This is a genomic window from Streptomyces auratus (assembly GCF_050433025.1).
In the GTDB taxonomy this organism is placed as follows: domain Bacteria; phylum Actinomycetota; class Actinomycetes; order Streptomycetales; family Streptomycetaceae; genus Streptomyces; species Streptomyces sioyaensis.
The window spans coordinates 114,054-133,153 of the sequence record NZ_JBNGCB010000001.1 but is presented as its reverse complement, the minus strand read 5'-3'; the positions used below and the strand labels follow the sequence as shown (position 1 = coordinate 133,153).

General features: G+C 69.9%; 17 protein-coding genes and 2 pseudogenes. 12 read left to right on the top strand and 7 right to left on the bottom strand.

The features are described from left to right. Positions 1-171 precede the first annotated feature (171 nt). Positions 172-592, bottom strand: a pseudogene (locus BKA18_RS00560) (lipid II flippase MurJ); the annotation flags it as partial. Between the two features lie 8 nt (positions 593-600). Here BKA18_RS00560 and BKA18_RS00555 point away from each other — a divergent pair. The 3 genes and pseudogenes from BKA18_RS00555 to BKA18_RS00545 all read left to right on the top strand — a co-directional run. Next, positions 601-1,142: pseudogene (locus tag BKA18_RS00555) on the top strand (RHS repeat domain-containing protein); the annotation flags it as partial. A gap of 155 nt (positions 1,143-1,297) precedes the next feature. Then, a complete protein-coding gene (locus tag BKA18_RS00550; protein ID WP_366043582.1) occupies positions 1,298-1,834 on the top strand; it encodes an SMI1/KNR4 family protein in 537 nt (178 codons plus the stop codon). 155 nt (positions 1,835-1,989) lie between these two features. Then, the gene (locus BKA18_RS00545; RefSeq protein WP_429638075.1) at positions 1,990-2,112 is read left to right on the top strand and encodes a hypothetical protein; all 123 of its coding nucleotides are present in this window, start codon (positions 1,990-1,992) and stop codon (positions 2,110-2,112) included. Positions 2,113-2,357: 245 nt separating this feature from the next. Here the strand turns inward: BKA18_RS00545 and BKA18_RS00540 are convergent, their stop codons facing one another. Beyond that, positions 2,358-3,332 (bottom strand): LysR family transcriptional regulator, encoded by a 975-nt coding sequence (locus BKA18_RS00540; protein WP_366043581.1) that lies wholly within the window; start codon positions 3,330-3,332, stop codon positions 2,358-2,360. Between the two features lie 163 nt (positions 3,333-3,495). Between BKA18_RS00540 and BKA18_RS00535 the strand changes: the two genes are divergently transcribed. Then, on the top strand, positions 3,496-4,626 hold the full coding sequence (locus tag BKA18_RS00535; RefSeq protein WP_366043885.1) for a M6 family metalloprotease domain-containing protein: 1,131 nt from the start codon (positions 3,496-3,498) through the stop codon (positions 4,624-4,626). A gap of 58 nt (positions 4,627-4,684) precedes the next feature. Here BKA18_RS00535 and BKA18_RS00530 read toward each other — a convergent pair whose 3' ends face one another. Genes BKA18_RS00530 through BKA18_RS00510 form a run of 5 tightly spaced genes read right to left on the bottom strand, consistent with a single transcriptional unit; the run spans position 4,685 to position 10,335 of the window. Further along, entirely contained in the window at positions 4,685-5,665 is a 981-nt protein-coding gene (locus tag BKA18_RS00530) for an ABC transporter ATP-binding protein (RefSeq protein ID WP_366043580.1), read from the bottom strand. Continuing rightward, positions 5,662-6,666, bottom strand: coding sequence for an ABC transporter ATP-binding protein (locus BKA18_RS00525; RefSeq protein ID WP_366043579.1), 1,005 nt, complete (start codon positions 6,664-6,666; stop codon positions 5,662-5,664). Before BKA18_RS00525 ends, BKA18_RS00530 begins: the two co-directional genes overlap by 4 nt. Then, positions 6,666-7,652, bottom strand: coding sequence for an ABC transporter permease (locus BKA18_RS00520; RefSeq protein WP_006608094.1), 987 nt, complete (start codon positions 7,650-7,652; stop codon positions 6,666-6,668). Before BKA18_RS00520 ends, BKA18_RS00525 begins: the two co-directional genes overlap by 1 nt. Then, positions 7,649-8,581 (bottom strand): ABC transporter permease, encoded by a 933-nt coding sequence (locus tag BKA18_RS00515; protein WP_366043577.1) that lies wholly within the window; start codon positions 8,579-8,581, stop codon positions 7,649-7,651. Before BKA18_RS00515 ends, BKA18_RS00520 begins: the two co-directional genes overlap by 4 nt. Positions 8,582-8,595: 14 nt before the next feature. Next, positions 8,596-10,335, bottom strand: coding sequence for an ABC transporter substrate-binding protein (locus BKA18_RS00510; protein WP_366043576.1), 1,740 nt, complete (start codon positions 10,333-10,335; stop codon positions 8,596-8,598). 209 nt (positions 10,336-10,544) lie between these two features. Here BKA18_RS00510 and BKA18_RS00505 point away from each other — a divergent pair, with 209 nt between their 5' ends. The 8 genes from BKA18_RS00505 (at position 10,545) to BKA18_RS00470 (ending at position 19,085) form a co-directional block, all read left to right on the top strand. Next, complete coding sequence (locus BKA18_RS00505) at positions 10,545-11,699, top strand: NAD(P)/FAD-dependent oxidoreductase (protein ID WP_366043574.1); 1,155 nt, start codon at positions 10,545-10,547, stop codon at positions 11,697-11,699. 27 nt (positions 11,700-11,726) lie between these two features. Further along, on the top strand, positions 11,727-12,041 hold the full coding sequence (locus tag BKA18_RS00500; RefSeq protein WP_366043572.1) for a (2Fe-2S)-binding protein: 315 nt from the start codon (positions 11,727-11,729) through the stop codon (positions 12,039-12,041). Continuing rightward, positions 12,022-13,488, top strand: coding sequence for an FAD/NAD(P)-dependent oxidoreductase (locus BKA18_RS00495; RefSeq protein WP_366043570.1), 1,467 nt, complete (start codon positions 12,022-12,024; stop codon positions 13,486-13,488). The genes BKA18_RS00500 and BKA18_RS00495 overlap by 20 nt, the downstream gene beginning before the upstream one ends. A 106-nt stretch (positions 13,489-13,594) precedes the next feature. Next, on the top strand, positions 13,595-14,503 hold the full coding sequence (locus BKA18_RS00490; protein WP_366043884.1) for a dihydrodipicolinate synthase family protein: 909 nt from the start codon (positions 13,595-13,597) through the stop codon (positions 14,501-14,503). A gap of 29 nt (positions 14,504-14,532) precedes the next feature. Next, on the top strand, positions 14,533-15,537 hold the full coding sequence (locus tag BKA18_RS00485) for a proline racemase family protein (RefSeq protein WP_366043569.1): 1,005 nt from the start codon (positions 14,533-14,535) through the stop codon (positions 15,535-15,537). Continuing rightward, the gene (locus BKA18_RS00480) at positions 15,534-16,916 is read left to right on the top strand and encodes an aldehyde dehydrogenase family protein (RefSeq protein WP_366043568.1); all 1,383 of its coding nucleotides are present in this window, start codon (positions 15,534-15,536) and stop codon (positions 16,914-16,916) included. Before BKA18_RS00485 ends, BKA18_RS00480 begins: the two co-directional genes overlap by 4 nt. Positions 16,917-16,963: 47 nt before the next feature. Further along, on the top strand, positions 16,964-17,650 hold the full coding sequence (locus tag BKA18_RS00475; RefSeq protein ID WP_366043567.1) for a GntR family transcriptional regulator: 687 nt from the start codon (positions 16,964-16,966) through the stop codon (positions 17,648-17,650). Between the two features lie 169 nt (positions 17,651-17,819). Further along, the gene (locus BKA18_RS00470; RefSeq protein ID WP_366043566.1) at positions 17,820-19,085 is read left to right on the top strand and encodes an alpha/beta fold hydrolase; all 1,266 of its coding nucleotides are present in this window, start codon (positions 17,820-17,822) and stop codon (positions 19,083-19,085) included. Positions 19,086-19,100 lie beyond the last annotated feature (15 nt).

The window sequence follows — 19,100 nt, the reverse complement described above, 5'->3', positions numbered from 1 at the left end:
CGGCCATCCGGACGGGCGCCCTCGCCGCGGCTCCCGGGTCTGGGGCTCCATGCGATCATCACGTTCGCTGTGGTCCACACAACGGCAGTGTTCAGAGCCGGCCCAGTCGTGCGACAAGGAGCGCGGCGTCGTCCGCGGAGCTGGCCGGACGTACCGCCGTCATCGCGTCACAGATCTCGTCGCCGCCCAGTCGCTTGCGCAGTCGACGCCAGGCAACTCCCACACCAACCGCGTAAGCCAGACCGTAAGAGGCGGCCATACCAGCAACGGCCCAGCGAGGGCTGAGAACAGCGAAGCACAGTCCTGAGACGGCGGCGTTGACCATCGCGACGATGACGGTGTTGAAGAAGGGTGTGCGCGTGTCCTCGTAGGCGTAGAAGCCGCGCAGTACGACGTATTGCACCGAGTAGGGAATGAGTGCCAGGCCGAAGGCCATCAGGACGTAGCCGATGCCGCGGGCGCCCTCGGCACCGGAGCCGGCGTAGAGCAGCGTGGCTATCGGTACGCCCAGCGCCAGGAAGGCGAAGGCGCAAGGCACGATGGTGACGGCTGAGGTTCGCAGGCCGTAGGAGATGTCGTCTACGACGAATCCGGAAACCAGCCGTCCTGGAAGAAACACGGTTCGCCTGGGACGGCAGCACCCTCACCGAACAGAGCACCCGGACCCTCAACGCATCCGAGGCCCTCACCCTGACCTGGGATCACGACGGCCTGACACCGATAGCCCAGACCGAGCGCAAGATCCTTCCCGAGACGCCGCAGGACGTTATTGACGAGCGGTTCTTCGCCATCGTCACCGACCTTGTCGGAACCCCCACCGAGCTCGTCGACGACGCCGGCCACATCGCCTGGCACGCCCGGGCGACGCTGTGGAGCACCACGAGCTTGACCCACTCGTCAACCGCCTGCACGCCCCTCCGGTTCCCCGGCCAGTGCTTCGACCCGGAGACCCAGCTCCACTACAACTACTTCCGCCACTACGACCCCGAGGCCGCCCGCTACCTGCCCCTCGACCCCCTCGGCCTGGCCCGGTGCCCAACCCCGCCACCTACGTACCCAACCCCCACACCGAGACCGACCCCCTCGGCCTTGCGCCCTGTAATGAACCCTCAGACATCACCTGGGGCGGACGGGTGCGCTACGGGGAGCCGGACGAGCACGGCCGGCTCACCGCCATGCACGAAACACCGCATTCATACCCAACAAAAAGAGAGGAACCTGAGGCAGGCACGTTCGGAAGCATCAGCCAATCCAGAACGCAGATCAGCCGAAACCAGCGCCACAGTAAGGACATTCGATGAATCCCTCCCTCGCTCGCCTCACCCAACTGCTCCCGCCCCCACCAGAGCCCAGGGAGAAGGACTGGAGTCCCGCAGAACAGGCCCTTCGCGTGGACGAGCTGCCGCCGGACTACAAGGAGCTCATCCATACATACGGCGGGAGCAACTGGGACGACTACCTCTACCTACTCGAGCCTGGCTGCCCCAACGACAACTACGACCTCATCGAGTGGGAAGACCAGCAGACTAAGGCACTGGACGGCCTCTGGGAATTCGAGAAGAAGCCCGCTGAACTCGAGGATGAAGCCACGCGTGTCATCCCCTGGGCCACCACCGATAACGGAGAATGCCTCTACTGGCTCGTCCGCCCTGGGCAAGCGGCGGACCAGTGGACCATCATGCTGAACGAATCAAGCGGCGACCGCTGGGAGCACTTCCCCGTATCCTGCACACAGTTCCTGGCATCCGCTCTCACTGGAGACCTGAAGTCCACCATCCTCTCGTCCCGATTCCCCCTGGCCGTCCACGAGTTCCGGCAACTCAAGGCGGTATAGAGACTTTCCCGGTCGCATGCGAGCCGGCGCTGCAATGGGGAAGATGAACGGCGCTCTGGCCCCGTTCCAGTGCTCCCGCAGTGTCCTGCAGTGCATTCCGCAGACATTTCGCCGCACGCCACGCCCCCGGTACGTCGACGAACATCTACGATCCGGTGGCATCGATCGCCGCCGCAATCGGGTACGTCCGCAAGAGGTACGGCGGCGCCGCGGACGGTTCCCATCTCGCCTCGAAGGTCCGGCAGTTCGACCCCAACCGGCGGGGCGGGGGCTACTGATAGTGAGGAATCCTGACCGATGGGCGCCCACCGCCAGCACTCGGACTGGTCGCCCGTCAGGTCAGCGGTCGATCTGAGTCGCACCGATCTTCAACCATGGGGGTTCCGGGCTGGTGACTGCTCATATGGTGTTCGTCGTGTCTTAGTCATGAGGTATCTCGACGGTGGCGGGCTGGCTGCTGAGGAACGGGCCCGACGCGAACAAGTCCGGTTTGCAGCAGCTGATTTGACCGAGGCCGGCCCCGTCACCCTCTGGCGTCCGTCAACCTGGCCGCATGCGGATGCCGTTCCCGCCAGCGTGCGTACACAGGGCTGGCGGCGCACGTGTCCAGATAGCCGTCGGCGACTCTGCGGTGGATTGCGGCACCGTGTGCGGCGAGCGGGCCGTCGCGGTGCCAGGCCAGAACATGCCGGTACCACAGAGGGTTTCCGGCCAGGGGACGGACAGTGACGCCCGGTGCCTCGATGAAGGTGGCCTGGCAGAGGCTGACGGCCAGGCCGGCCCGTACGATCTCGATCAACTGCCGGCCCTCGGCCTCGTACGGGGTGAACGGACGGCGATCCACCTGAGCGCAGACGGACGACCAGTATTCGCTCGTGCGGTCGCTGTCGGGGCGGGGGACCGCCCAGTCCTCGTCCATGAGCTGAGCCAGAGAGACCTCCTCCTGCGCCGCCAGCGGGTGGGCCGTCGGTAGGAGGGCGAAGACGGGCTCGGTGACGATCGGGTTGAGGACCACGCCCTCACGCGGCGGTAGCTCCTGGGCGGGATGGTCGCCGAGCACCGTCGCTTCCAGGCGGCCCGCCGCAAGGTCGTCGAGCAGAGTGGCGGGGGAGTACTGACAGCGTGAGGTCACCTCGGAGTGCGGCAGGAGCTCCTTTACGGCCAGGAGGAGATGGCCGAGCAAGGGGGCGCCGACCGACCCGATGCGGACGCGGTCAGGAGCCGTCGTCCGGAGGGCGGCCCGGGCGGTGTCGGCGAGGAGGCCGTCGATGCCCGGCAGGATGGCGCGGGCCCGGCTCAGTACCAGCTCCCCGAAGGCCGTGGGGACGGCGCCGGCCTGCCTCCGGTCGAACAGCACTCCGCCCAGCGTGGCTTCGATGCGGCGCAGCTGGGCGCTGATTCCCGGTTGGGTCATGCACAGGGCGGCGGCGGCACGAGTGAGGCTGCCCGCCTCGGCGATCGCGCAGACCACCCTCAGATGCCGTACCTCCAGATCCATGGCGTGGATGTTATGGAGCAACGACAGCTTTCGGACAGAGTCGTGCATCCGCAGTCTTATGTGAAATGTCACACGCCATACATCGAGAGGTAGTGATCCGGTGAGACTGCCCCACGCTTTGACGCCGGCGCGCACGGTGCTCCTGCCTGCGCTGCTCGCCGCCATGCTCCTGCTGCTCCTCGGCACGCCGCCCGCCAAGGCGGACACAGCCGACCCCTCAGCCTGCGCCCTGCGCGGTACCACCGGCTGGACGGACGAAGGCCACGACACCGACTACTCCGTCTTCCAGCGCCCTGCCGGCACCATCAAAGTCGGCATGATCTTCGTGGACTTCCCGGACGCCCCGGCCACCGAGTCCCCGGCCGACGACGCCGCGCAGCTCACGCCCGGCGCGGACTGGGTGTGGAACGCCTCGCACGGCAAGGCGTGGCTCGCCATCACCCAGCAGCAGCGCTGGGTACGGATGCCGCACAACTCCACCGACTACGGCTTCGCACGCGGTCTCGGCCACGAGGCACACGAGGCCTACCTCAGGGATGCCGTGACGGCCGCCGACCCGCAGGTGGACTTCTCGCAGTACGACATGGTGTACGTCGTCGCGACGAGGAACGCGTCGGCGATCTCCTTCACCCCCACGTACGTGTACGACCCCGGCACGGCGGGTGTCGTCGCCGACGGCACCAGGATCAAGTGGGCGGTGACCTTCGGCCAGGACATGTGGCACTGGGGTCCGAAGCTGGTCGGCCACGAGACCGCCCACAGCTTCGGACTGCCGGACCTGTACGCCTTTGACACGGGCAGCGATGGCCACCGGTTCGTCGGTGGCTGGGACGTGATGGGGCTGGTCGGCGGGAAGGCGCCGCAGTATTTCGGCTGGGAGTCGTGGAAGCTCGGCTGGACCGATGACAGCCAGGTCCACTGCCAGGCCTCGGCGGGCAGCAGCACGGTGTATCTCACCGCGGTCGAGTACGGCAGCGGCACCAAAATCGCCGTGGTGCCCACCGGTCCGACGACCGCGTACGTCGTCGAATCCCGGCGGTCGGTCCAGGCGGACACGGCGGCCTGTTCGACCGGCGCGCTGGTCTACAAGGTCGATACGTCCGTGCGGACCGGCTACGGACCGATCCAGGTCATGGACGCCAAACCCGCCGCCACTCCGGCAAGCGGATGCCGCCCGCTGGACGACGCCCCGTACTGGGCCGGTGAGTCCTTCACGGACTCCGCGGCCGGCGTACGGATCGACGTGCTGAGCGCCGACGGCTACGGAGAGACGGTGCGCGTCAGCAAGTCGTAGTGAAGAACAGCTAGTTGTGCCCCGGATTCCATTGTGTGGATCCGGGGCACAACCGCTTTCAGGCCGCCTCGGGGAAGTGGCAGGCGACCTCCCGCCGCTCTCCCGCTGCCGCGATCCGCAGCAGCGGTGCCTCGGTTCGGCAGACGGCGCGGGCTTTGGGGCAGCGCGGGTGGAAGGTGCAGCCGGGCGGGGGCGCCGCCGGGCTGGGCGGGTCGCCGAGGAGCGTGATGCGCTCGCGGGACCGTTCGGCTGCGGGGTCGGGCACGGGCACGGCGGAGAGCAGTGCGCGGGTGTAGGGGTGGGCGGGGGAGGTGTACACCCGTTCCTTGTCGCCGATTTCGACGATCCGGCCGAGGTACATGACGGCCACGCGGTCGCAGACCCGCTTCACCACCGAGAGGTCGTGGGCGATGAAGAGGTAGGCGAGCCCCAGCTCCTGCTGGAGCTGCTCCATGAGGTTGACGATCTGGGCCTGTACGGAGACATCGAGGGCGGAGACGGGTTCGTCGGCGACGACCAGCCGGGGGTTGGTGGCGAGCGAGCGGGCGATGCCGATGCGCTGGGCCTGGCCGCCGGAGAACTCGTGCGGATAGCGGTCGATGTGCTCGGGGATGAGACCGACCAGGTCCATCAGCTCGGCCGCGCGCCGGCGCGCAACCGCCGCCGGACTCCCCTGCACCAGAAGGGGATCGGAGATGATCCTGGCCACGGTCTGGCGGGGGTTGAGGGAGGAGTGCGGGTCCTGGAAGACCATCTGGAGCTCACGCCGCAGGGGTTTGAGCTCACGCTGGGAGAGATGGCTGATGTCGCGGCCGTCATAGGTGATCGAGCCGGTGGTGGGTTCGAGAAGCCGTACGATCATGCGGCCGGTGGTGGACTTGCCGCAGCCGGACTCCCCGACCAGGCCCAGCGTTTCCCCGGGCGCCACATCGAAGCTGATGCCGTCCACGGCCCGCACCGGAGCCGTACCGCCACGCCTTCCGGGGAAGGCCATCGTCACCTCCCGCACGCTGAGGAGTGGCTGAGCTGTACCGGTCATGAGGCGACGCCTTCGTATGCGGGGAAGTGGCAGGCGGCCGGATGGCCGGCCGGTCCGGAGAGCAGCGGACGTTCGGTCTCGCAGCGCAGCCGGTCGCTCGGGGAGGCGCCGGCTGCCCGGGCACAGCGGGGCGCGAACGCGCAGCCGGGGGCGGGGGCCAGCAGGGACGGCGGGCTGCCGGGGATCGCCCGCAGCGGTACGTCGTCGGCGTCGTCGAGACGAGGGAGGGAGTCGAGCAGGCCCCTGGTGTAGGGGTGGGCGGGGGAGGCGAACAGGGTGTCCACCGGCGCCTGTTCGGCGGCGCGCCCGCCGTACATCACCAGGACCTCGTGGGCGACCCGGGCCACCACGCCCAGATCGTGGGTGATCATGACGACGGCGAGCCCGTGCTCCTCCTGCAGCCGGGCGATCAGCTCCAGGATCTGGGCCTGGACGGTGACATCGAGGGCGGTGGTCGGCTCGTCCGCGATGAGCAGCTCGGGCTCGCAGGCGAGCGCCATCGCGATCATCACGCGCTGCCGCATGCCGCCGGAGAAATGGTGCGGATACTCCCCGGCGCGGCGCTCGGGCTCGGGGATTCCGACCTCGGCGAGCATCTCCACGGCCCGTTTGCGGGCCACCGAGCGGCGGGAGTGGAAGTGGACCCGGTGGTGTTCGGCGATCTGCTCGCCGACCGTGTAGTACGGGTGGAGGCTGGAGAGCGGGTCCTGGAAGATCATCGCCATCCGGCAGCCGCGCAGGCGGTTGACATCCCGTTCCGGCATCCCTACCAGCTCCTGCCCGTCGAGGCTGATCGAACCGGTGACTTCGGCACCGGTGTGCAGTCCGAGCACGGCCATGGAGGTCACCGACTTGCCGGAGCCCGACTCGCCGACGATACCGAGCGTGCGGCCCCGGTGGACGTCGAAGCTGAGCGAGTCCACCGCCCGCACCGGCCCCTGCTTCGTTGCGAACGTCACACTCAAGTCCCGTACGGAGAGCAATATCTGATGCTCTGTCATCAGAACCTCACCCTCGGGTCGACGACGGCGTACAGCAGGTCGACGGCCAGGTTGGCGACGACGATGAAGGTGGCGGCGAGCAGCGTCACGCCGAGGATGACCGGCTGGTCGCCGGTCGTCAGCGCGCCGTGGAAGAGTCGCCCGATGCCCGGCAGCCCGAAGATGGACTCGGTGATGACGGCACCCGCGAGCAGCCCGCCCAGGTCCATGCCGAAGAGGGTCAGGATCGGGGTCATACCGGCCCGCAGCCCGTGCTTGACGACGACGGTGCGGCGCGGCAGGCCCTTGGCGCGGGCAGTGCGGATGAAGGGCTCCGCCATCGTCTCGATCATCGAGCTCCGGCTCTGGCGCGCGTACATGGCCGCGTACAGGATGGCGAGCGCCAGCCACGGCAGCAGCAGATTGCTCGCCCAGTGCAGCGGATCGGTGCCGAAGGCCACGTACTGCGGATAGGGGAGCAGCCCCGCGACCCGAATCAGTCCGTAGATCAGCATCATCGAGGTGAAGTACACCGGCAGCGAGGCGGCGCCGACCGCGCCGACCATCAGGGCCCGGTCGACGAGGGTGTCCTTGCGCAAGGCCGCGGTGACCCCGGCGGACAGGCCGAGCAGCAGCCACAGCACCGCCGCGCCGCACGCGAGCGAGGCGGAGACCGGAAGCCGGTCCATCAGCAGGTCCCAGACGGACTCGCTGTTCTCGTACGAGTAGCCCAGGCACGGGAAGCCGCAGTGCAGCGCGTACTGGCCGCTGCCCAGGGTGCGGCCGGTGAAGATGCCGCTGAGGAAGTCCCAGAACTGCTGCCAGATCGGCTGGTCGAGGCCCATGTGCGCGCGGATCGCCGCCAGGCGTTCGGCGCTGCACGACTTGCCGCAGGCCGCGGCGGCCGGGTCGGAGGGCAGGACGTAGAAGATGGTGAAGGTGACGGCGGCGATCGCGACCAGTACGCCGATCACGCCGATCAGCCGGCGGCTGAGATAGCGGGTCATCCGCGGCTTCCCCTCGGGTCGAGGATGTCCCGCAGCGCGTCGCCGAGGAGGGTGAACGCGAGCACGGTCAGGAAGAGGCAGATGCTCGGGATGACGAAGTACATGGGATCCGTGTCGTAGAAGGCGACGCTCTCGGCGATCATCTGGCCCCAGGAGGGGGTGGGCGGGCGGACGCCGACGCCCAGGTAGCTCAGGGCCGCCTCGGTGGCGATCATGCCCGGGACGATCAGGGTGGTGTAGGCGATGACCGGGCCGGCGACGCCCGGAAGGATGTCGCGGCTGAGGATCCGCCAGGGCCCCGATCCGCTCACCCGCGCGGCGTCGACGTACTCGCGGTGCTTGAGTGAGAGCGTCTGGCCGCGGACCACACGGGCGATGCCGGGCCAGCCGAACAGGCCGATGACGGCGATCATCAGGACGATCCGGTTGACGTCCTTGGCCACCGACATCATCGCGATCATGAAGATGAGGGAGGGGAAGGACATGGTCAGGTCCATGAGCCGGGTGAGGACCGCGTCGGTGCGGCCGCCGAAGTAGCCGGCCGCGATCCCGGCCGCGGTGCCCGCGACCACGACGATCGCGGTCGCGGTGAAGGCGATCAGCAGGGAGACCTGGGCGCCCTGCACGACACGGGCGAACAGGTCGCGGCCGGTGACCGGTTCGACGCCCAGCCAGTGGTCGGCAGAGATCCCGCCGAGCGGACCGATCGGCGCTCCGCCCAGGTAGGGGTCGACGGCGGTCTTGTCGAACTCATCGGGAGACCAGCCGCCGAGCCCGCTGAGCAGCGGGGCGCCGGCGGCCATGAGGGCGAAGAGCACGACGATGAGGAGGGAGACCTTGACGGAGGTGCGGCGGCGCAGTTCCGCGCGGGCCAGCTGCCAGGGGCCCCTGCCGGCCAAAACCTCCGCTGGTGCGGTTGCCGTGATCATGATCTGATGGTCCCTCAGCCTTGGCCCTTGGAGGCGGCCTTGAGGCCGACCGTGGCGTAGTCGAGCTGGCCGCCGAAGGAGGTCTGGCCGTAGGCGCCGGCGATGTTGGTGCCGAGGACCAGTGGCCAACGGCGGACCAGGACCGGGACGGCCGGCGCCTTGGCGAGGATCTCGCCGTCCAGCTTCCGCCAGGCGGCGTTGGCCTGCTTGGCATCGGTCATCGCGGCGATGTCGTCCATCCGCTTCATGGTCGGCTTGTCGCGGAAGAGCGAGTGGTTGCCGGAGTTGCCCTTCTCCTTGATGAAGCGGCCGTCGAAGACGAAGGGAAGGAAGGTCGATCCCGACGGGTAATCGGGACACCAGCCCGTGTACACCATGTCGGTACGGTTCTTGGTGTCGCCGATCGTCGCGTAGAACGCCGACGGGTCGACGGTCTCGATGGTGACCTTGATCCCGGCCTTGCCCAGCGACTGCTGGATCGCCTCGGCCCGCCCCTTGTCCCCGGTCGAGACGGTCATCTTGGTCTCGATCCCGTCCGGCTTGCCCGCCTCCTTCAGCAGCTGCTTCGCCTTCTCGACGTCACCGGTCGCAGGGATCTTCAGGGTGTCGGGCTGCTTGCCGTCGAACAGGGTGGCGGGCATGTAGGCGGTGGACAGGTCATTGAACGCGGGTCCGCCGGAGGCGGTGAGCACCGAGTCCTTGTCGAGCGCGTACTGCACGGCCTGACGGACCTTCACCTCATCGAACGGGGCCTTCCCGGTGTGCATTTGGACCATGTCCGTGCAGTTGGTGGACTCGGCGATCAGCCGCTTTCGCACCTCCGCGTTCGGCAGCACCTTGGCCGCGCTCTCCGGCCGCAGCGCCCCCCAGGAGACGGCGGAGGCGTCCGGGCCCTGGCTGGCGATCAGCCGGTCGTCGATCTGGTTGGCCTTCAGCCCCATCACCACCACCAGCTTGTCCGGGTACGCCTTGCGCACCGTGTCGGTCGAGGCGGCCCAGTGGGTGTTGCGCACCAGCACCAGCTTCTTGCCGCGCTCGTACGACTCGATCTTGTACGGGCCGGAGGAGAACGGACGGTTGTCGTACTGCGGTCCCTTGTCCTTCTCCTTGGGCGTCGGGGCGAAGTTCGGCATCACCGTGACATTGGGGAACTCCGCGAAGGGCTTGCGGAGTTCGAAGACGATGGTGTGGTCGTCGGGTGTCTTGATGGAGTCGAGGTGCTTGCCCTGGGCCGGGCCCTGGTAGCCCTCGGCGCCGGCGAGGTAACGGGCCGCGTAGTCGGAGCCGCCCGGCAGGTCGGGGGAGAAGGACCGCTCCACGTTGTACTTGATGTCCTGCGCGGTGACCGGCGACCCGTCCTCGTACGTGATTCCCTTCTTGAGGTGGAAGGTCCAGGTCTTGGTGCCGTTGGACGGAGTGCCGAGGTCGGTTGCCAGGTCCGGGGCCAGCTCACCGCCCGCCGTGCCGGGGGCCGCCTTGTAGGTCACGAGGGTGCGGTAGAGCAGCCGGGTCCCGAAATCCATGTCGCTCATGACCCAGTTGCGGGCCGGGTCGAGGTGGGTGAAGTCCTGATTGGACAGGACCGTGAGGGTGCCGCCCTTCTGCGGAGTGCCGCCCACTACGGCGCCTTGGTTGGCGGTCGCCGGGTTCTTCCCGCCGGAGCCATGGCCCTTGGAGCCGGAACAGCCGGCCGCGCCGAATGCGGTGGTCGCCGCCAGGGCGGTGGCGAGGGCGATAAGGGTGCGCTTTTTCATCAGTGGTCACTCCGAGAACAGTCGGCCAGCCAGAGGGAAGGAGTACTGGAATGTGACCGGTAACATAGTAATGTGAAATTGCACTGGCAAGGCGTTGGGATGCCCGTTACTCACTCGTGTCCGAGGTTGCCGCCCTCGCGGATGAGGTAGTCACCTGAAACCCCGTGAAACGCTTGGCAGCGAGCAGTGCAATGTGAAATATTACTGTCGTGCCCACGAGAAACGCTTCGGACGTCATCGTCGTCGGTGCCGGCGTGGTCGGCGCCGCCTGTGCCTACTACGCAGCCCGCGCCGGCCTCTCCGTCACCGTGATCGACCGCGGCCCCGTCGCGGGCGGCACCACGGGCGCCGGTGAGGGCAACCTCCTGGTCTCCGACAAAGAGCCCGGACCCGAGCTCGCTCTCGCGCTGCTGTCCACCGGGTTGTGGCGGGAGCTGGCCGAACTGCTCCCGTCACAGATCGAGTACGAACCCAAGGGCGGCCTCGTCGTCGCCTCCGGTGAGGCCGGGATGCGCGCCCTGCGCGACTTCGCGGCCGGACAGGAGGAGGCCGGTGTGCGGGCGGAGGAAGTCCCGGGGGACCGGTTGCAGGACCTGGAGCCCCATCTGGCTCCCGGTCTGGCAGGCGGCTTCCTCTACCGCCAGGATGCGCAGGTCATGCCGGCCCTGGCCGCCGCGTATCTGCTGCGCGCGGGCGGTGACCGGGTGCGCCTCAGGCTCGGGGAGGAGGTCACCGGCCTGCTGACCAGGGCGGACGGATCGGTGCGCGGGGTGCGTACGGTGGCCGGCGAAGTGCATGCCTCGTACGTGGTCAATGCGGCCGGCACCTGGGGCGGTGAGGTCGCCCGGCTCGCCGGCGTCGAGCTTCCTGTGCTGCCGCGCCGCGGTTTCGTTCTCGTCACGGAACCGCTGCCGCGTGTGGTGCGGCGCAAGGTGTACGCGGCCGACTATGTTGCCGATGTCGCCAGCGGCTCGGCGGCGCTCCAGACCTCGGCCGTGGTCGAGGGCACCGCGGCGGGCCCGGTCCTGATCGGTGCCAGCCGAGAACGGGTCGGCTTCGACCGTACGCTGTCGACCGAGGTGCTGCGCCGCCTGGCGGCCCAGGCCACCGCACTGTTCCCGTTCCTGGCCGGGGTCCGGGCGATCCGGACGTATGCCGGGTTCCGCCCGTATCTGCCCGACCATCTGCCGGCCATCGGCCCCGATCCACGGGTGCCCGGCCTGCTGCACGCCTGCGGTCACGAGGGCGCGGGGGTCGGTCTCGCCCCGGCCACCGGGCTGCTCATCGCGCGGGCCCTGAGCGAGGGCGAACCGCCCCTGGACATGAGCCCGTTCAGCCCCGCCCGCTTCGAAGCCGCCGTCTGATCCGTCCACCGAGAGAGGAGGCCCGCAGTGGCCCGTACCCCCGCCGAACTGGTAGGGGCGAACCCCGGCTCGTCCTTCGAGATCACGATGGACGGCCGTCCGGTTACCGCCCTGCCCGGGCAATCCGTCGCCGCAGCCCTGTGGTCAGTGGGCATCCTCGCCTGGCGCACCACTCGCCGCACCGGCCGCCCGAGGGGTGCCTTCTGCGGCATCGGGCAGTGCTACGACTGTCTCGCCACCATCAACGGAGAGCCCAACCGCAGGGCATGTCTGGTGCCCGCCCGCCCCGGCGACGTGATCACCACCCAGGAGGGCGACGGCCATGCCCGCCTCAGCGTCTGACGCGTACGACCTCGCGGTGATCGGAGCGGGCTCCGCCGGTCTCGCGGGCGCCGTCACGGCAGCAGAACTCGGCCTCTCCGTGGTCCTGCTGGACGCCTCACCCCAGACCGGAGGGCAGTTCTACCGGCACCCTGCGCGGGCCCTCGGCGCGGCGCGGCCCGAGGCCCTGCACCATGACTGGCGGGCCTTCGCGGAGCTGCGCCGGCGCCTGGCGGAGAGCGACGTCAGCCATCTCGCCGGACACCATGTCTGGGCGGTCACGAAGGAGGACAGTGGCCCATGGGCGGTGCATGCCGTCACCGGGGCCGACGGCACCACGGAGCGGTCGGTGCGGGTGCGGGCCCGTACGGTCCTGCTCGCGACCGGCGCGTACGAACGCCAACTTCCCTTCCCCGGCTGGACCTTGCCGGGTGTCGTGGGCGCCGGGGGAGCGCAGGCCATGCTCAAGTCCGGTCTGGTGCTGCCTGGGAAGCGTGTGGTCGTGGCGGGCAGCGGGCCCCTGCTGCTCGCGGTCGCCTCCTCACTCGCCACCGCCGGCGCACAGGTCCCGGCCGTGATCGAGGCGTCCGGCTATCTGGGATACGCCCGGCACCCCCGCGCGCTCGCGGCCAACCCGCACAAACTTCTGGAGGCGGCGGCCCACGGTGCCGCGCTGCTGCGGCACCGGGTACGGCTGCGCACCCGCAGCGCGGTCACCGAGGTGCACGGCACCGACCGGGTGGAGGCCGTCACCGTCACCCGGCTCGACCGCGACTGGCGGCCCGTACGGGGGACGGGCAGGCGGATCGAGTGTGACGCGCTCGCGGTGGGGCACGGCCTCGCCCCGCAGATCGAGCTGGCCATCACACTCGGCTGCGCCACCCGCCCCGTGGCCGACGGGACCTCCGCCCTGGCTCTGAACGACCTTCAGGAGACCTCGGTGCGTGGCCTGTGGGCGGCGGGGGAGACCGGGGGAGTCGGTGGCGCGCAGCTCGCCCGCTCGGAAGGGGAATTGGCCGGGCTCGCGGCAGCCGCCAGACTGTCCGGGCGCCCCGTGCACGAAGGCCGCGTTCGCGAGCTGCAACGCCGCCGGGACCGGATGCGCGCCTTCGCCGAGGCGATGGCTCTCCGTCATGCCCCGGCAGCGGGCTGGGCGGGCTGGCTGACCGACGACACCGACGTGTGCCGCTGCGAGGAAGTGACCGCCAAAAGTATCCGCGAAGCCGTCACCGGCCTCGGGGCCCGCGACGCGCGCACCGTCAAACTCCTCACCAGGGCCGGCATGGGCTGGTGCCAGGGGCGGATGTGCGGAGCGGCCGTGGCGTGCCTGGCGGCACGCGAAGCGGCCGTGGAACCACCTGCCGAACGCCGCCCGTTCGCCGTGCCCGTGCCGCTCTCGGCACTCGCTTCGCTCGACGCGCTCGACGAACCCGCCGGGATGCGGCCCGACGCCTCCCCCGGGCTCTGAAGGAGCAGGGGGACCCCACCGGGCGTCGACGACCGACCCGCGGTCCGCCCTTGTGGGCGCCGCAAGCATTAATAAAATGTCACACGCTATCGAAGGGTTCACCGGCATGACCGCCACCACCTGGAACAGCACCCGCCCCTGGCGCGGAATCATGGTCGCCACCGCGCTGCCCCTGCACGACGATCTATCCGTCGACCACGAAGCGTACGCCGAGCATGTCCGCTGGCTGCTCGACAACGGCTGCGACGGCGTCGTCCCGAACGGCTCGCTCGGCGAGTACCAGACCCTCACCGACGAGGAGCGGGCCCGCGTGGTGCGCACCGCGGTCGAAGCGGCGGGCGACGGCGCGCGGGTCATGCCCGGAGTCGCGGCCTACGGCAGCGCCGAGGCCCGGCGCTGGGCGGAGCAGGCGGGCGAAGCCGGCTGCGGCTCGGTCCTCCTGCTGCCCCCGAACGCCTACCGGGCCGACGAGCAGGCCGTCGTCGCCCACTACGCCGAGGCCGCCAAGGCGGGGGTGCCGGTCGTCGCGTACAACAACCCCCTCGACACCAAGGTGGACCTGACGCCCGGGCTGCTGGCCCAGCTGCACCAGGACGGCAGCATCGTCGCCGTCAAGGAATTCACCGGCGACGTACGGCGCGCCTACGAGATCGCCGAACTCGCCCCGGAACTCGACCTGTTGATCGGTGCGGATGACGTCCTGCTCGAACTCGCCGTGGCCGGTGCGGTGGGCTGGATCGCCGGATACCCCAACGCCTTCCCCGCCACCTGCGCCGAGCTGTACCACGCCGCCGTCGCCGGTGACCTGGCCACCGCCCTGCCGCTCTACAAGTCCCTGCACTCGCTGCTGCGCTGGGATTCGAAGACCGAGTTCGTCCAGTCGATCAAGCTGTCCATGGACATCGTCGGCCGCCGCGGCGGCCCCACCCGCCCGCCGCGCTTCCCTCTCACAGGGGAGATCGAGGCCGGAGTCCGGGCCGCCACCGAGAAGGCCGTCGCCGACGGTCACCGCTGACCCCCCGCGCTGCTGCGAAAGGACACCTCGTGCGTACGCGCCACATCTTCCACGCCGTCGATTCGCACACCGAGGGCATGCCCACGCGCGTGATCACGGGTGGCGTCGGGGTGATCCCCGGCGCCACCATGGCCGAGCGCAGGCTCCACTTCATCGAGCACCTCGACCACATCCGGACGCTCCTGATGTACGAGCCGCGCGGACACTCCGCCATGAGCGGCGCCATCCTCCAGCCGCCCACCCGCGCCGACGCCGACTACGGCGTCCTCTACATCGAGGTCTCCGGGCTGCTGCCGATGTGCGGGCACGGCACCATCGGAGTCGCCACCGTCCTCGTCGAGACGGGCATGGTGCCGGTGAGCGAACCGGTGACCCAGGTGCGGCTGGACACCCCGGCCGGCCTGGTCACCGTCGACGTACACGTCCAAGACCGGGCGGCGAAGTCGGTCACGCTCACCAACGTACCCGCGTTCTGTGCCGGCCTGGACCGCAAGGTGGACGTCCCGGGGTACGGGACGGTCACCTACGATCTCGCCTTCGGCGGCAACTTCTACGCCTTCGTCGAACTCGACGCGCTGGGGCTGCCGTTCGACCGCGCCCGCAAGGACGACCTGCTGGCCGCCGGGCTCGCCGTCATGGACGCGATCAACGCCTCGCCGGACCGGCCCGTCCACCCCGAGCAACCGGAGATCGCCGGGGTCAAGCATGTCTACCTGGCCGCTCCCGGCTCGGACGCCCACCACTCGCGGCACGCGATGGCGATTCACCCGGGCTGGTTCGACCGCTCGCCCTGCGGTACCGGCACCTCGGCGCGGATGGCACAGCTGCATGCCCGCGGCGCATTGCCCCTGGACCGTGACTTCGTCAACGAGTCCTTCATCGGGACCCGCTTCACCGGCCGGCTGGTCGCCGAGACGGAGGTCGGCGGGCTGCCCGCCGTCGTACCGACCGTCACCGGCCGCGCCTGGATCACCGGCACCGCCCAGTACTTCCTCGACCCGGACGACCCCTTCCCCGGAGGATTCCTCCTGTGACCGCCGCCGCACCCACCCTCACCTCCCGCAATCCCGCCGACCCTGCCGATGTGCTCGTGTCGATGCCGGCCCCCGGTGCCTTCGCCGCGGCGGATGCCGTCGAGCGGGCCCGTGCGGCCCAGCCCGGCTGGCTGACCGGCGGTGCTGCCGCCCGGTCGGCCGCCCTGGGCGCGGTCGCCGCCGCCGTCGAGGCCGCCGCCGACGAACTGGCCGCCCTCGCTGTCCGCGAGGTCGGCAAGCCGCTCGCCGAGGCGCGCGCCGAGGTCGCCAGGACCGTCGCGATCTGGCGGTACTACGCCCAGGCTCCCTACGAACCCAGCGGCGCCGTCCACGACCCCGCCGTCGGCCCGGGCCTGCTGCTGACCCGCCGCCGTCCGCATGGTGTCGCCGGACTCATCACCCCCTGGAACTTCCCGTTCGCCATTCCGAGCTGGAAGGCCGCCCCGGCGCTCGCCGCGGGCAACACGGTGGTCCTCAAACCCGCTCCCGAGGCGACGGCCTGCGCCAGGCGCCTCGCCTCGCTCGTCGAGCAGGCCCTGCCGGCCGACGTGTTCACCGTGCTGCCCGGCGGAGCGACCGAGGGCAACGCGCTCGTCTCCACCGCCGATGTCGTCTCTTTCACCGGCTCGACGACCGTCGGCCGGGCGGTCGCGCGCGCCACCGCGGACCGGGGCATTCCGGTCCAGGCCGAGATGGGCGGCCTGAACGCGGCCGTCGTCCTCCCGGACGCGGACATCGGGCAGGCCGCGGCCCACATCGCCGCCGCGATCGCCGGATACGCGGGCCAGAAGTGCACCGCCACCAGTCGCGTGATCGCGGTCGGCGCGGCGCTCGACCCCCTGCGCGAGGCGCTCGCGGAAGCCCTGCGGGCGGTGACGGTCGGCGATCCGGCCGACCCCTCCACCGTGTGCGGACCCCTCATCAATGAGCACGCCCGCGATCAGGTCAGCGCCGCCTGGGACGGGCTCTCGGTCCTCGCGGGCGGAACCGTGCCCGGCCTTCCCGGCTGGTACGCGGCCCCGACCCTGGTCGAGAAGGTGTCCCCGGGCCACCGGCTGCTGTGCGAGGAGGTCTTCGGCCCGATCGCGGCACTGCTGCCCGCCGACGACCTCGCCCACGCGGTCCGGATCACGAACTCGGTCCCGTACGGCCTGGTCACCTCGGTCCACTCCACCGGACTGGACACGGTCCTGCACGGGCTCGACCAGCTCGACACCGGAATGATCAGGGTCAACGCGCCGTCCACCGGCGTCGACTTCCATCTGCCGTTCGGCGGCGCGAAGGCATCCAGCCACGGACCGCGGGAACAGGGCCGCGCCGCCCTGGAGTTCTACACCTCCAGCCGCACGTACACCCTGTCACCTGCAAAAACAATGTGACATTGTATGCTGGGTGATCCACTCGGCATGAAGGGATCACCACCGCTATGGGGCACCTGAAGCACCGCGACCTCAACGCCACCCGGGAGCGGCTGCGCGACCAGGTCGCCCACGCCCTGCGGGCCGCCCTGATCTCCGGTGAGCTGCGGCCGGGTGTGGTGTACTCGGCCCCGGTCCTTGCCGAGGACTTCGGGATCTCCGCCACGCCCGTGCGCGAGGCGATGCTCGACCTGGCCCGCGAGGGCTTGGTCGAGCCCGTCCGCAACAAGGGCTTCCGCGTCACCGAAGTCAACGAGCGCGACCTCGACCAGTACACCGAGATCCGCGCGCTCATCGAGATCCCCATGGTCGGCCGGATCACCCGGTCCGCCGGCCGCGCGGAGCTGGAGGCGCTGCGGCCGGTCGCCGAGGAGATCGTACGAGCCGCGCGCGAGCACGATCTCATCGGCTACCTGGAGGCCGACCGGCAGTTCCATCTCTCGCTCCTCGCCCTCTCCGGCAACGAGCGGCTCGTCGAAACCGTCGGCGACCTGCGCAAGCGCTCACGCCTGTACGGGCTCAATGCCCTGGACGAGCGGGGCGAGCTGATCCCGTCGGCGCAGGAGCACCTGGCACTTCTCGATCTGATGCTGGCGGGCGACGCGAAGGGCGCGGAGAAGTGCATGGCCAAGCATCTGGGGCACGTCCGCTCGCTCTGGGCCAAGAGCGAAGCCGCGGCGAAGTCCGCCCGGTAGCGGCCCGTTCGGGGCAGAGGGGACTTTGAAGACGGGTTCTTGGCGGGACCGCCCCTCCATAACGTGGAGTTATGCGGACCTGAGGGCTCCCCGCCGGCAGCCGACCACACCATGCTGGCTGTGCAATGTCACACCCCACACTGCGGCTGTTGAGCTGTGAAAGGGCCCCATGAACCCCGCGTACGCGACCGTCGACCATACCTTCACCGTCCCCCTGGACCACTCCGCCCCCAACGGGCCGGACATCCAGATATTCGCCCGGGAGGTCGTCGACCCGGCCCGTGCGGGCGAGCGGCTGCCCTGGCTGCTCTATCTGCAAGGCGGCCCGGGCGGCAAATCGCCCCGACCGTCGGCCGGTTCACCCGGCTGGCTGGCCCAGGCGCTCAAGACCCACCGGGTGCTGCTGCTCGACCAGCGCGGTACCGGCCGTTCCACACCGGTCACCGCCCGAGTCGCCGCCGGCTTCGGTTCCGCCGCCCAACTCGCCACATATCTCGGCCACTTCCGCGCCGATTCGATCGTCGCCGACGCCGAACTGATCCGCCGTCAACTGTGCCAAGGGGAACCTTGGGAAACCCTCGGTCAGAGCTACGGTGGCTTCATCACCCTCACCTACCTCTCCCAGGCACCCGAAGGCCTCAAAGCCTGCTACGTGACGGGTGGCCTGCCCGGCCTCACCGCCACCGCCGACGACGTCTACGCCCGCACCTACCCGCGGGTGCGGGACCGGGGCCTCGACTTCTACGCCCGCTACCCGGACGACGCCGCCCGCCTCAACACGATCGCCGAACTCCTCGCGACCACAGAGGTCCGGCTGCCCGACGGGGACCGGCTCACCATCCGCCGTCTGCGCACCCTCGGCCTGGCCCTCGGCATGGGCGACGGCTTCGAGCGGCTCCACTGGCTGCTCGATGAATCCCTGGACGCCGACGGCGAGTTGACCGACACGTTCCTCTCTCAGGTGATGAACCTGACCGGCTTCACCGACAATCCCCTGTTCGCCGTGATGCAGGAGACGCTCTACGGGCAGGGCGCCGGCCCGACCGGCTGGGCGGCCTCCCGGGCACTCGCCGGCTTCTCCGAATTCACCGAGGAGGCGGACCCCCTCCTCCTCACCGGAGAGATGTTCTACCCCTGGATGTTCCGCGAGATCAAGGGCCTGCGACCCTTCGCGGACGCCGCTGAACTCCTGGCCGCACGCACCGACTGGCCGCCCCTGTACGACCCCCACCGCCTCGCCGCCAACCAGGTCCCCCTCGCCGCGATCGTCTACCACGACGACATGTATGTCGACGCCGGACTCTCCCTGGATACCGCGCGCGAAGTCGGCGCCACCAGGGTCTGGGTCACCAATGAATGGGAGCACGACGGGGTCAACGCCTCCGGCGGCCGTGTACTGGCCCGCCTGATGGACCTGGCCGCAGCCCGCGCCTAACCCAGCTCATCCGTC